This is a genomic window from Paenibacillus sp. P4_A9 (assembly GCF_056402415.1).
Window position 1 is genome coordinate 20,249 of sequence record NZ_JBFUHL010000003.1, and the last position, 13,302, is coordinate 33,550.

The following is a 13,302-nucleotide window of genomic DNA, read 5'->3' on the forward strand; positions in this document are numbered from 1 at the left end:
TTACATAAAGTTTATTATACAACACATTGTCAATTAGTTGTGGAATTGAAATTGAAAGGAATATGTGATTATGAGTAAAATTGCAGCATTTGATCCTAGTTCTATTAAGAAAGGTCCTCTTCTATTTGTTATGATACTGGGGGCGTTCATTGCCGTTCTGAATCAAACGATTATGGGCGTTGCCTTACCGCCACTCATGGTCGAATTCAATATTGCCGCATCAACTGGACAATGGCTGACCACTGGTTATATGTTGGTTAACGGTGTTTTGATTCCGATAACTGCATTCCTGATGCAACGCTTTACGACGCGGGAGCTGTTCCAAGCGTCCATGATTATTTTCCTTATCGGTACGATTGTTTCAGCCGTAGCGCCAGGCTTTGAGTTGTTGTTGACTGGCCGTTTGATTCAAGCAGCTGGGGCTGGTATTATCATGCCGCTTCTTATGAATGTTATTTTGACGATCTTTCCGCCAGATAAGCGTGGAGCAGCCATGGGAATGGTTGGTTTGGCCATTATTTTTGCTCCTGCAGTCGGTCCTGCTCTAGCTGGTTATATTTTGGAACATTATTCATGGCGTACTCTTTTCTATGGCATCATTCCAATTGTTGTTGTCGTGATTGGCGTTGCTTTTATCTATCTGAAAAATGTCTCTGAACGTACTTATCCCAAAATTGATACATGGGGTGCCATTCTTTCAACCATCGGATTCGGTTTCCTTCTTTACGGCTTCAGCAGTGCTGGCGGCAAGGGTTGGTCCAGCATGGAGGTTATCTTATCGATTGTTGTGGGTGTAGTCGCTTTAATTTTGTTTACATGGCGCCAACTGGTTATCAAAGATCCGCTTCTGGATCTTAGGGCATTCAAACACAACATGTTTACCTTGACCACAATTATCAACATTGCGGTTACAATGGTTATGTATGCGGATATGATGCTGCTTCCATTGTATTTGCAGAATGCTCGCGGTTATACCGCGTTAGAGTCTGGTCTTCTTATGCTCCCTGGCGCATTGCTCATGGGCTTAATGATGCCAATAGCTGGTAAATTGTTTGATAAGTTCGGAGCAAAGTGGTTATCCATTATCGGTATGGCCATTACAATCGTCACCACAATCGGATTCATCAATTTAACGGATTCGACAAGCTATACGTATTTAGTTCTTATGTCCACTGGTCGACGTTTCGGGATGGCACTCTTCTTGATGCCAATCACCACGGCGGGTCTTAATCAATTACCTTCCAGGCTCAATGCGCATGGTACAGCTATTTCCAATACCATCAAGCAAGTGGCAGGGGGCGTAGGTACGGCACTACTCATCACCGTTATGACGACGAGAACCAAATCTCATCTGATCGAAATAATGACGACAGGCAAGGTAGCAACTGCTACGAAAGAAATGATCAAAGAAGCATCTATTCAAGGGATTAATGATTCCTATCTGGTCATTATTGGGATCGGAGTTGTGGGCTTGGTGCTTTCCTTCTTCATTAAACGTGTAGGTCAGGCGGAGGAAGAAGAAACGGAAGTCAGTGTAAATAGGAAACCTGTTAGTGCAACGTAGGAATATTCGAATTTCCCAGGCTTTAACTAATAGCTAGCAGAAGCGAGATCGAGTACAGCATTCTCTGAATGAGAGAGTGCTGTGCTCTTTCTTTTTGAGTCTAGAGGGATGCCCGAGATTTGTGTATAATGAGACAAGTTGACGAACGGACCCGACTTTTCTGAGACTGAAAGGTCAAGATGCAAGATGAAGGAGTGGAGTTAAGTTGTTGGTTCACAAGTTTAAAATGGCGTGGTTCTCGAACGTCCGTAAGGATGTTCTCGCGGGGATAACAGTGGCTTTAGCGCTAATTCCCGAAGCTATCGCCTTTTCCATTCTAGCGGGTGTAGACCCGATGGTGGGATTGTATGCTTCTTTTTGTATAGCTGTGACGATATCCATTGTAGGCGGGCGCAGAGGGATGATTTCGGCCGCTACAGGGGCTATGGCCTCGTTGATGGGACCTGTCGTTGCGAAATACGGAATAGAGTACTTATTCGCCGCGACGATACTTACAGGTGTCCTCCAGTATGTGATGGGGGCATTGAAATTTGGCAGGTTCATTACGTTTATCCCTCATTCGGTGATGACGGGTTTCGTGAATGCGCTGGCGATCATTATATGTATGGCACAGTTCCCAAGCTTTGAAGGGGCGAATTGGCAAATGCCGTTAATGATTGCAGGAACGCTTGCGGTTATTTATGTGCTGCCGAGATTTACGAAGGCAGTACCCTCACCGCTTGTGGCGATTATCGTGATGACGATTATTTCCATGAGCCTGCATCTGGATCTTCGGACTGTTGGGGATATGGGCAAAATCACGCAAGATCTGCCGTTTTTCCATATTCCACAAATTGAGTTATCTTTCGAGCTGATCTGGCGTATGCTGCCGTTCTCCTTGGCACTTGCGGTTGTTGGTATGACGGAATCCCTGATGACGGCAACGATTGTGGATGAGATGACGGAAACGAAAAGCGACAAAAATAAAGAGGTTAAAGGCCAAGGGATCGCGAATGTGGTCTCCGGGTTGTTTGGCGGGATGGCAGGCTGTGCCATGATCGGACAAACGGTCATCAATGTGAAATCCGGTGGCAGAGCACGGTTGTCGACTTTCGTATCCGGTGTATTTCTTCTTTTCCTTATTCTTGTTCTCGGCGATGTGGTGAAACAAATCCCAATGGGCGCACTGGTTGGCGTGATGTTCATGGTGTCGATCGGCACCTTTGATTGGAATTCGTTAAGAACATTGGCCAGAATTCCACGGAGTGATGCGCTTATCATGATAGTGACCGTTGCGGTCGTGTTGGCCACATCCGATTTGGCGTTAGGTGTAGTAGCTGGTGTTACGTTAAGTGCATTGGTGTATGGCTGGCGATCAGCAAGAATCAAGGCTCACGCGACGCTCGAGAAGAATGGGACCAAGGTTTATCGCATAACGGGGCAGCTGTTCTTCGGTACGATGGCGCATTTCGTAGAGCTTTTCGATTATAAAAATGACCCAGAAACGATCATGATCGATTTCACCGCTTCTCACGTATGGGATCATTCAGCCGTGACGGCGATTGCCAAAACCATGCAAAAATACGAACAAATCCATAAAACCGTAACGATCATTGGCTTGAATGCGGAAAGTAAGCATCTGATGGATCGCGTCGGACCGCTGCAACAGTAGGCCTTGCAATGAGGGGTGAGCGTTACGTTGAAACATCGTCCAAAGGCATTCGAGTATGCCGCTAAATTCATGCATGTTGCACTAATAGGTTCATTTATTAAATGGATTTTCTATGGAAGCTTCGTTGGCATCCTCACGGGGTCAGCTTCCGCGCTGTTTCTTGCTAGTTTAGACCTTGTTACGGAGAAGAGATTGAACCATCCCTGGTTGTTGTTTCTTTTACCTGTAGGCGGGGCGTTGATGGCTTATGTCTATCAGAAAATCGGCAAAAACTCGGGTAAGGGGAATAACCTTATCCTCGAACAGCTGCATGAAGGTAAGGAGACGATTCCTTTTCGTATGGCACCTTTGGTGCTTATAGGGACGCTAGTAACTCATCTATTGGGCGGATCGGCGGGTCGCGAAGGGACTGCCGTTCAAATGGGCGGCAGCTTTGCCGAATGGATCGGGCGGTTATGTAGAGTGGACGAGGCAGATCGGAAAATCTTGCTCATTTGTGGGATCAGCAGCGGGTTTGGTTCTGTTTTTGGAACGCCACTTGCGGGAACTATCTTCGGCTTGGAAGTGGTTGCTATTGGGATGGTGCGGTATCAGGCGCTGATTCCGTGCTTTATCGCCAGCTTGGTAGCGCATCTCGTCACCACTGCGTGGGGGATACAGCATATTCAATATGCCATGGGGGCCGTCCCAACGTTATCCACAGGGGTTGTACTCAAGGTAGTGTTTGCTTCTATCCTATTTGGTTTGGCCAGTATCTTATTTAGCGAGCTTACCCATGGGATGAAAAAACTGTACACGCGTCTATTCGCCAATCCTGTGTGGAGAGCTTTCGTTGGCGGTCTTGTTGTGATCGCGCTTGTGGCGGTTTTCAGGACGAGGGACTACCTCGGGTTGGGTATTCCGTTATTGCAGCAATCCTTCGAAGAGCCCGTTGCCCACTTGGCATTCTTGTGGAAAACCGTCTTTACCGCGTTTACGCTCGGAGCGGGGTATCTAGGCGGGGAAGTAACCCCGTTGTTCGTCGTTGGCGCGACTATGGGCAATTCGCTTGCTGATCTGTTGGGGCTATCCGCGCCATTCTTGGCTGCTCTGGGACTTATCGCGGTATTCAGTGGCGCGACGAACACGCCTCTTGCGTGCTTCATTATGGGCATAGAGTTGTTCGGTTCTGAAGGGATCATCTATATGTTCATGGCATGTATCGTGAGTTATCTGTTCTCCGGTCATTCGGGGATTTACACTTCACAACGAATTGGTTTTTCTAAATCGAGGGGGCATGCTGTTGCTGAGGGCGCGACATTGGGCTCGATTAAGTTGGAAAAGAAGGAATGAAGGGAACGGGCTGTCCTATAAAGTAGATACGTCTACTTCTGGATGGCCTGTTTTGGTATTATGTAAAAACGCCGCCACGCGGCTCTCTCAAACTTTCGGGGCACCTGAGAGGGCCCGTGGTGGCGATTGGTGGTGTAAGTCGAAAAAATCGAGTTACGAGTGGCGATAATGGCAATAGGAGTGGTGTAAGTCGAAAAAATCGACTTACGAGTGGCGATAATGGCAATAGGAGTAGTGTAAGTCGAAAAAATCGAGTTACGCGTGGCGATAATGGCAATAGGAGTAGTGTAAGTCGAAAAAATCGAGTTACGAGTGAGGATAATGGCAATAGGTATAGTGTAAGTCGAAAAAATCGAGTTACGAGTGGCGATAATGGCAATAGGAGTGGTGTAAGTCGAAAAAATCGACTAACTTGGTTGCGCCAGCGGCGATTGGTGTGGAGGTGAATACTACGTGGGAAGCATTTACGCCCATTTACTCGGAAACGTCTGCGAAGCCTTATCCAGCAGAGGCTTGCCGTGGCCAAAGCAGGCCACATTAAAATCCGCTTTCCCTAAGCGGATCAAATCCTGCTTAGCTTGCGAGAAGTTCTCGTGCCCGATGCTCCAGCCAAGGCCCATCATATTGGCTGCTGCATCCGCGGCAAACATGACGCCCCCTTGCTTCGGCATAGCAAGGCGATTTGGCCTGCGCTGTGAGCAGGCGCAGGGATGGTTTGTAAACCTGCAGCGAAATGAAGCGTAGCATTCTTTTTCAAATAGCCGTCGATAGGAAAGGTCTCTATCGGCGTTTCTTTGATGAATAAACGGAACAGCAGCAATTTTTGAAATTTTTCCATAAAAATAAACAAAAAATAAGACCCTATCCAATAACGGAGCGGGTCTATGTGAAGTTGGATTAGATAACAAATTTATAGCCTACGCCCCATACGGTCTTTATATATTTTGGCTCTTTAGGATTGATCTCGATTTTCCTGCGCAAATTCGTAATATGTACATCAATCGCTCGCTCATTTATGTAAGAATCGAATCCGCGTAAAGCATTGATCAGGTCTTCGCGACGGTAAACCCGTTCAGGATGTTCAACTAACAATCGAATGAGCTCGAACTCAGAGAACGTCATTTCGATAGATTCACCTCGTACGTGCAAGGTTCGTTTCTCGAGATTAATTTGGAGCTCCATAGCGGGAACGGTAATCCGTTGGCGAATCGGGGTAGGTTGTGCTGGCTGCTGCTCGGCGGGCTGTTCCTTCTTGAAGCGACGTAATAAGACTTGGATACGTGCCTTCATTTCATGCATACTGAACGGTTTGCATAAATAATCATCGGCTCCAACGGTAAAGGCTTCGATTTTCTCACTGACTTTGGAATTAGAAGAGATGATAATGATCGGAACAGGTGTTAGTCCTCGCAAGGAATTACATAGCTCTGTACCTTCGAAGTCTGGGAGAATAAGATCAAGTAAAATCAGATCTGGTTGGAATTCGTGCAGGGCTGTTAGCCCCTCCTGTCCATTGTGGCACCTGAGAACTAAGAAGTCTTCCTCTTTCAGATACATGCAGATCATCTCACCGATAATATCATCGTCCTCAATTAATAGAACTCTGTCCATTAGAAGTCCCCCCTAACGCATAGTTTTCTAATTTGAAATTCTTAAAAAGTGAAGAGGTGAGTGATGTTGCTAATATTTAGCTAATAATTCTATTATACAATGTCGAATTTTAAGAGTAAACCGTTTTCATTACTGAGCTCTAAAAAATATTAGTAAAATATTAGCAAAAAATAGGGATGAAATTCATAGAATTTAAGTAAGTAACCTAATAGGTGGAAAGTATAATGAGGTTATAAGTAAGCATGGCTTGAAGAGGTGGCGGGGGAATGAGTCTGACAGGCAGGTACGGAGTACTATTGGTGAGTATATCCGAGCATACTCAGGAGGTCATTGCGACCATATTGAAGCAGGATAAACAGCTCATACTGACAGGGGTTTCAGCGCATGGCAGTGCTGCATTGGCTTCTATGTTACATGATAAGCCAGATATGGTCCTTATCGATATGGACTTACCTGATTTATTGGGACTTACGGCACTTCAACTCATCATGGACCATAGTCCTATTCCAGTGATAATGCTTAGCACACATACCTCAGAAGGTTCGATTCAAACGATCCAAGCGATGCGTTTCGGCGCAGTCGATTATTTCCATAAAGAAATGTTAGTAGCGGGTTTGGAAGGTGAGGGGGTTATCACCTATTTCCTGGAGCGATGTAAGGTCGCGATACAAAATGGGGTTAAAGGTGTGTATCCCGCAGCAGCGCATTCAGACGGACATGTAGACAGCTTGCAGGCTGGCGCTCCGTTGATTAATGGCGTCTTGCTGCAGAGGCGGATGGATATTGAGTTTCACCTGGGCAGGGCGATCTCGAAGCAAGAATTTAAGCTCGTCTATCAACCCGTTGTTGATATCGATACGAGCTGTATTGTCGGAATGGAGTGTCTGATTCGTTGGGATAATCCCTATTTCGGCTATGTACCTCCATCGGAATTCATTGCAATTGCAGAAGAAAGTGTGCTCATCCACGAGATCGGGGAGTGGGTGCTGCGTGAAGCTTGTAGACAGAGTCGGAAATGGCAGTTGGCAGGTCTTCCGCCGATGTTTGTGGCCGTAAATTTATCTAGAAAACAGTTCAATGATTGCCGGCTAAGCAGGACGATTGCAGCGATTCTGGAGGAAACCGGCTTGGATCCCAAGTACCTAGAACTCGAAATTACGGAGAGCTTAAGTGTTGATGCCAGACTAGCCGCAGATACGCTTGGGAAGCTTAAGAAGCTAGGTATCCAGATTGCAATGGATGATTTCGGTACGGGGTATAGCTCACTCGGTTATCTGCGTGACTTTCCTGTGGATAAAATGAAAATTGATCAATCCTTTATCAAAGGCTTACAGCACGGGCAAGTGAACGCGGTTATCGTGAGCACCATGCTTACAATGGCGAAGCAATTGAATCTTCTCGTTGTGGCGGAAGGCGTTGAGACCGAAGAAGAACTGCAGGTATTGCGCGAGTATGGCTGCCGCTTCGTCCAAGGGTATTATTTTAGCAAACCAGTTGAAGTGGTGCATATAGAAGAAATGTTGTATCAACTAGCTTAAACATAGTGATAGAATGATGAAGGAAAAGATAGATGGTTTTCCTCACGAGAGTCAGAAACGGGTGGGTGATTGCTCTGTTACATGATTTGATTATTAATTTTGCGTTAATAACCGTGTTTGTTGTAGTTGTGGAACATTTCTTTATTCTCATGAAGCTTGATCAGAGGCCAACCTGGTTAAATAAAGTCTATATAGGTTTGGCGCATGGGGCGCTCGTGGTCGTTCTAATGAATTTCAGTATTCAAATAGCCCCGCAAGTAAGTCTGAATTTCCGCGGTGTCGGTTTGCTGTTGGCCGCCTATATGGGAGGTATGATTTCTTTATTCATTACCTTCGTCTGTCTATGGGTAGGAAAATTCATCGTGGATGGCACGATTTCTGTGCCGTTGCTCTTGACTGGCGTCGCTGCGATTACAGGAACAGGCGTCATCTTTGCTAAAATAAGATCCTATTGGATGAAGTGGTTGTCTGGATCAATGTTCTTTTTCGTTTTTTATTATGCCATGGTTTGGATGGTGTACGGGACGTCAATCGACATCATTTGGAAATACATCAGCTATCAGTTGATTTGTGTCTTTGTGATTGCTTGCTTCATGCGATATTTGGTTAGAAATCGGGAATATAAGCAGCAGATTCGGCAAGTAGAGGAAGAGCTGATTGATATGCTGCGCTCTCAGCCGGGGTTTACGTTTAAGCTAAATAAACACCGTGATGAATACGTTTACGTAGTGATCGAAGGACAGCTGCTGCAGATGCTTGGCTTACATCCTAGTCAATTTATTGGCAAAAAAATAAGCGAAGTGTATGTGTTCAACGAATCCTTTCAGACTCGTAGCAAACAATACTACGAGACAGCATGGCAGGGAGAACGCGTCAATTTCGAGTATGACTATAATGGCTTTACGATCTTAGTAAGTCTACAGCCAATCTATAAATTCGGTCTTGTGACGGAGTTAATTGGGTCTGCTTGTGATGTCACGGAGCATCGTGCAGCTTTAATTAAAGCAAGGGCTAGGGATGAGCAGTACCGGACATTGGTCGAAAATTCAGAAGATTTCATTTTCCGGTTTCAACTAGATGGTACGATTGCCTCGTCCAACAGCAAGATGTACCTTACATACCAGATGGATGCCGACCAAGTGAAAGGTAAGCTGCTAACAGAATTGGTCCAGATGGACGAGCCTGAGACGTGGGAGATGGGGTTCGAACAGACGATTTTGGAGCGGAAAACACAACAGTTCGGTATCCACCTTATACATCCGGACGGGTCGGAGCATGCCTATAATGTCACACTATCCCCGCTATTCACAGATGGGGAAACGGAGGTTGATGGCATAACGGGAACGATCCACGATATTACGGATCTGAAGAAGCGGGAAGAAGCGGATCAATCCAACAGGGCCAAGAGTCAGTTCTTAGCAAGGATGAGTCATGAAATTCGCACACCACTGAACGGGATCATCGGTCTTTCACTGCTTTTACAACGAACAGAGTTATCTGCGTTTCAAAAGGATTATTTGAGTAAAATCGATTCATCTTCGAATGTTCTGCTCGCTACGATTAACGATATTCTCGATTTCTCGAAGCTTGAGGCGGGAAAAATGTCACTAGAAACAGTAGATTTCTCCCTAGAGGCATCGCTTCAAAAGGTAGCGGATCTTGCGAGTGTATCGCTAGGCAAGAAGCGAATCGAGATTATGCTCGACACGTCGGAGAATCTCCCAGATCTTGTCAGCGGCGATCCGTTTCGATTGGAGCAAGTGCTCATTAATTTAACGAATAATGCGATTAAGTTTACCAAGAGGGGTTATTTGAGGTTGAAAGTGGCTCTGGAGGAAACGTCAGATGAGGGTTACTCCATCTCGTTTGTTATGGAGGATACTGGCATCGGAATCTCGAAGGAAAAGCTCTCGAAGCTCTTTGTCCCTTTCTCACAAGCAGATACGTCGATGAGTCGGCGATATGGGGGGACCGGATTAGGGCTTGTCATATGCCAGCATTTAGTACAGTCGATGGGCAGTGTCTTGCAGGTGGATTCCACACTTGGCCAAGGCAGCCGATTCTATTTTAACTTAATGCTAGGGAAATCTCGTACTGATGACGAGGATGCGAAGCCTCATCGATCGCATGCGCAGCCAAGTTCTATTCAAAATCAGCGAATTCGGATTGCTGAGGATCATCCCCTTGTTGCTGGGCATATCGCTGAACTGCTTGGAGCTATGCATTTGCAAACAGAATGCGTAACGACAGCGTCAGAGTTAGTAACCGCATTGGAGAAAGATGCTTGGAATGCCGCACCAATGGACTATGTTCTTCTTGATATGCAAATGGAGGATCTCCAGGATCAAGATGGATTAGAGCGAGTGATGGCACCCATCGACCGCTCACGTACGAAGATAATCGCCTATACGACACTCGATGGCAGAGAGCTGATGTCGGAGTTGCCAGAGGCCTTACAGGCCGATGCTGTGCTCGTGAAGCCAGTGAGCAGAGCCAATCTGAAGATGGCCGTCGACGGGTTAGCTCAGCAGGAGACACGATCCATAGTAACGGAACCTAGTCTGGTGACTCACACGATAGAGAAACAGGTAAACGCGTACAAAGGGAACATTCTCGTGGTAGAGGACAATGAAATCAATCAACTTGTTATCTCTGAGCAATTAAGGCAATTAGGCTATCACACGGTTATGGCACAGAATGGCCTTGAAGCTTTAGAAATGGCTGACAAGCAAGCGTGGACGCTGATTCTGATGGACATTCATATGCCGGAGATGGATGGCTATGAGGCGACACAGAAGTTAAGACAGCGTAAGAACTTGAATCTCGTACCTATCGTAGCGCTCACCGCGAATATGCTAATGCAGGATCGTATGCAGCTGCTGAAGCTGGGAATGAATGATCTGCTCATCAAGCCCATCTCGGAACAGCAGTTGACAGACATGCTGGGAAAATGGGATCAATTGAGCTATTTAAACCAATATCAAGGTGTTGGTACGGAGCAATTGATGAGGAATATCGATCATAAGCTGCATATTTTCCAATATATGATGGAGAAATTTAGGCAAGATTACAGTAGCTTCTATGACCAACTCACCCCGTATATTATCGGTAGGGAACAGGTTGTGGTTAAAAGGAAGATCCATACGCTGAAAGGGATTGCCGTGAATTTCTACGCGGAAGTGTTAGTGGCAGAGGTACTCGCTATGGAGAAAGAGCTGGAAAATGGTATCAACCCACGGGAAATCTTAACCATCTTGAAGCGTATACAGCAAGAGATTGACAGGACTCTTGGAAAGCGCAGCGACGCAGCGGCGGTAAGTGAAGCTCATCTGAGTTAGCGATGGATGTTGAAAGCTTGGCAGACCGAGAGGCCTAATGCAACGTGGATACCGAGAGAGTCGGTTGGCGTACATCAGGCCTCTATGATTGCTACGATGAGTAGCGAAGAGTACTAAGCGTTGCCAGCGAGGTACGTTAGTCCATAAGATAACCAGACGAAATGGTATACGTTGACGGCAGCATAAACAATGACGGTAAGGGTTATGCAGGGCTGCACCCAGTATTTCTGGCGGATATAGGGATACATCAACATGAAAGCGACAGGGAATATGAGCTTCACGAGATAGTAAGCGATGACATGCCATTCGTATACACTGCGGATGAACGGATTTGCTTCTTGGATAAAGGCTAGCTGCAGGCCAATATCGGTAAATAGCGCGTCAAAAAAACAGAGAATGAGCAGCAATACCAACATTTTGCTCTTAAACAAGAATCGAAAAACAAGCATACGATTCCTCGCTTTCCGTGGCTTCATTCGGATGTGTTCCAGAGATTTGCGTAGGGGTGCAGGGGTAGGAGTGAGATACATCATCTGATACATAATGTATCATCTTGGGGCGGAGTTGTCCAGTTCACTGCCGCGTAAAAGATAAAGAGCTTACCTCATCGCGTTGATGGGGTAAGCTCCTCAGGACTCGCGTGGCTTAGAATACTTTCGTCGTCCAGGACTCACAGTTCCATGTTTCCGTCACGACATCGCGATAGAAATCAGGTTCATGTGAGATTAGGATGATGCTGCCTTTGTAAGCGCGTAGTGCACGCTTCAGTTCTTCCTTCGCATCGACGTCCAAATGGTTCGTCGGCTCATCGAGTACGAGCAGGTTCGTTTCACGGTTGATCAGCTTGCATAAGCGAACCTTGGCTTTCTCTCCACCGCTGAGCACGACAATCTTGCTCTCGATATGCTTCGTTGTTAGTCCACAGCGGGCAAGCGCCGCGCGCACTTCGAATTGGTTAAGCGAAGGGAACTCGTTCCAAACCTCATCGATGCACGTGTTGTTATTGGATTCTTTAATTTCCTGTTGGAAGTAACCAACTTGCTGGTTCTCGCCCTTATGCACGGAACCCGCCAAAGCCGGGATTTCGCCTAAAATACTGCGCAACAACGTCGTCTTACCGATACCATTGGCACCGACGAGCGCGATTTTCTGACCACGTTCCATGCGGAGGTTCAGCGGACGGGATAATGGTGTGTCGTAACCGATAACTAGATCTGTCGCTTCAAAAATGAGCTTACCAGCCGTACGTCCTTCTTTGAAGTTGAACTGTGGCTTTGGTTTTTCTTTGGCAAGCTCAATGACATCCATCTTGTCGAGCTTTTTCTGTCTGGACATCGCCATATTACGTGTTGCGACACTCGCTTTGTTACGTTGAACGAAGTCTTTCAACTCAGAAATTTCCTGCTGTTGGCGTTTGTACGCGGACTCCAGCTGGGATTTTCTCATTTCGTGAACTTCTAGGAAATGGTCGTAGTCGCCGACATAGCGGTTCAATGCTTGATTTTCCATGTGGTAAATCAAGTTGATTACGCTGTTCAGGAACGGAATATCATGGGAAATGAGAATAAAGGCATTCTCATATTCGTTCAGATAACGCTTCAACCACTCGATATGCTGCTCATCCAAATAGTTCGTAGGCTCATCGAGGAGCAGGATGTCTGGCTTCTCCAGCAACAGCTTCGCAAGCAAAACCTTCGTCCGCTGCCCGCCGCTCAAGTCATTCACGTCTTTATCTAAGCCGATATCTGTCAGACCCAGACCGCGGGCCGTTTCTTCGATTTTGGCATCGATCATGTAGAAATCTTGATTCGTTAATGTATCTTGAATCGTTCCTACATCTTCGAGCAAACGTTCCAACTCTTCAGGTGAAACATCGCCCATACGACCGTACATATCGTTCATCTCTTGTTCCATATCGAAAAGATATTGGAAAGCTCCCTTGAGGACATCGCGCATCGTCATCCCTTTGCTCAGCACCGCATGCTGATCTAGGTAACCAACGCGCATGCGCTTGGACCATTCGACTTTCCCGTCGTCTGGCTGAAGCTTCCCGGTAATGATGTTCATGAAGGTGGATTTCCCTTCACCATTTGCGCCAATAAGTCCGATGTGCTCGCCTTTCAACAGGCGGAAGGATACATCGTTGAAGATCGCGCGATCTCCAAAGCCGTGACTAAGTCGTTCTACATTTAATATGCTCATGAATGACACCTTTTCTATTGAACTTTTTTCTTCTTACATTTTATTATAAACAATAGGAAGCAAACA

9 protein-coding genes are annotated in these 13,302 nt (G+C 46.2%); 5 read left to right on the forward strand and 4 right to left on the reverse strand.

The window, feature by feature from the left end:
* The first annotated feature begins 70 nt into the window (after window positions 1-70).
* The 3 genes from AC1DVJ_RS03970 to AC1DVJ_RS03980 all read left to right on the forward strand — a co-directional run bounded on the left by AC1DVJ_RS03970 (window position 71) and on the right by AC1DVJ_RS03980 (window position 4,547).
* Entirely contained in the window at window positions 71-1,564 is a 1,494-nt protein-coding gene (locus AC1DVJ_RS03970; protein WP_477588526.1) for a DHA2 family efflux MFS transporter permease subunit, read from the forward strand.
* Between the two features lie 208 nt (window positions 1,565-1,772).
* Complete coding sequence (locus AC1DVJ_RS03975) at window positions 1,773-3,215, forward strand: SulP family inorganic anion transporter (RefSeq protein ID WP_477588943.1); 1,443 nt, start codon at window positions 1,773-1,775, stop codon at window positions 3,213-3,215.
* A 69-nt stretch (window positions 3,216-3,284) separates the two neighbouring features.
* Window positions 3,285-4,547, forward strand: a complete 1,263-nt coding sequence (locus AC1DVJ_RS03980) for a voltage-gated chloride channel family protein (RefSeq protein WP_477588944.1) — start codon at window positions 3,285-3,287, stop codon at window positions 4,545-4,547.
* Window positions 4,548-5,011: 464 nt separating this feature from the next.
* Here AC1DVJ_RS03980 and AC1DVJ_RS03985 read toward each other — a convergent pair whose 3' ends face one another.
* Both AC1DVJ_RS03985 and AC1DVJ_RS03990 read right to left on the reverse strand, forming a co-directional pair.
* Window positions 5,012-5,218 carry a hypothetical protein gene (locus AC1DVJ_RS03985; protein ID WP_477588528.1) on the reverse strand — a complete coding sequence of 69 codons (207 nt, stop codon included), beginning with the start codon at window positions 5,216-5,218 and terminating at the stop codon, window positions 5,012-5,014.
* 226 nt (window positions 5,219-5,444) lie between these two features.
* The gene (locus AC1DVJ_RS03990) at window positions 5,445-6,158 is read right to left on the reverse strand and encodes a response regulator transcription factor (RefSeq protein WP_477588529.1); all 714 of its coding nucleotides are present in this window, start codon (window positions 6,156-6,158) and stop codon (window positions 5,445-5,447) included.
* 266 nt (window positions 6,159-6,424) lie between these two features.
* Here AC1DVJ_RS03990 and AC1DVJ_RS03995 point away from each other — a divergent pair, with 266 nt between their 5' ends.
* Together AC1DVJ_RS03995 and AC1DVJ_RS04000 are read left to right on the forward strand one after the other, a co-directional pair.
* The gene (locus AC1DVJ_RS03995; protein ID WP_477588530.1) at window positions 6,425-7,696 is read left to right on the forward strand and encodes a GGDEF/EAL domain-containing response regulator; all 1,272 of its coding nucleotides are present in this window, start codon (window positions 6,425-6,427) and stop codon (window positions 7,694-7,696) included.
* A gap of 65 nt (window positions 7,697-7,761) precedes the next feature.
* On the forward strand, window positions 7,762-11,034 hold the full coding sequence (locus AC1DVJ_RS04000) for a response regulator (RefSeq protein WP_477588532.1): 3,273 nt from the start codon (window positions 7,762-7,764) through the stop codon (window positions 11,032-11,034).
* A gap of 113 nt (window positions 11,035-11,147) precedes the next feature.
* Here AC1DVJ_RS04000 and AC1DVJ_RS04005 read toward each other — a convergent pair whose 3' ends face one another.
* Window positions 11,148-11,465, reverse strand: a complete 318-nt coding sequence (locus AC1DVJ_RS04005; protein WP_477588534.1) for a DUF5658 family protein — start codon at window positions 11,463-11,465, stop codon at window positions 11,148-11,150.
* A 214-nt stretch (window positions 11,466-11,679) separates the two neighbouring features.
* Window positions 11,680-13,236 carry an ABC-F family ATP-binding cassette domain-containing protein gene (locus tag AC1DVJ_RS04010; RefSeq protein ID WP_477588535.1) on the reverse strand — a complete coding sequence of 519 codons (1,557 nt, stop codon included), beginning with the start codon at window positions 13,234-13,236 and terminating at the stop codon, window positions 11,680-11,682.
* Window positions 13,237-13,302 lie beyond the last annotated feature (66 nt).

Bases quoted from the DNA above. Each gene is read 5' to 3' on its own strand.
- AC1DVJ_RS03995 (WP_477588530.1), top strand. From the start codon at position 6,425: ATGAGTCTGACAGGCAGGTACGGAGTACTATTGGTGAGTATATCCGAG.
- AC1DVJ_RS04010 (WP_477588535.1), bottom strand. From the start codon at position 13,236: ATGAGCATATTAAATGTAGAACGACTTAGTCACGGCTTTGGAGATCGC.
- AC1DVJ_RS03980 (WP_477588944.1), top strand. From the start codon at position 3,285: ATGCATGTTGCACTAATAGGTTCATTTATTAAATGGATTTTCTATGGA.
- AC1DVJ_RS03970 (WP_477588526.1), top strand. From the start codon at position 71: ATGAGTAAAATTGCAGCATTTGATCCTAGTTCTATTAAGAAAGGTCCT.
- AC1DVJ_RS03985 (WP_477588528.1), bottom strand. From the start codon at position 5,218: ATGCCGAAGCAAGGGGGCGTCATGTTTGCCGCGGATGCAGCAGCCAAT.
- AC1DVJ_RS03990 (WP_477588529.1), bottom strand. From the start codon at position 6,158: ATGGACAGAGTTCTATTAATTGAGGACGATGATATTATCGGTGAGATG.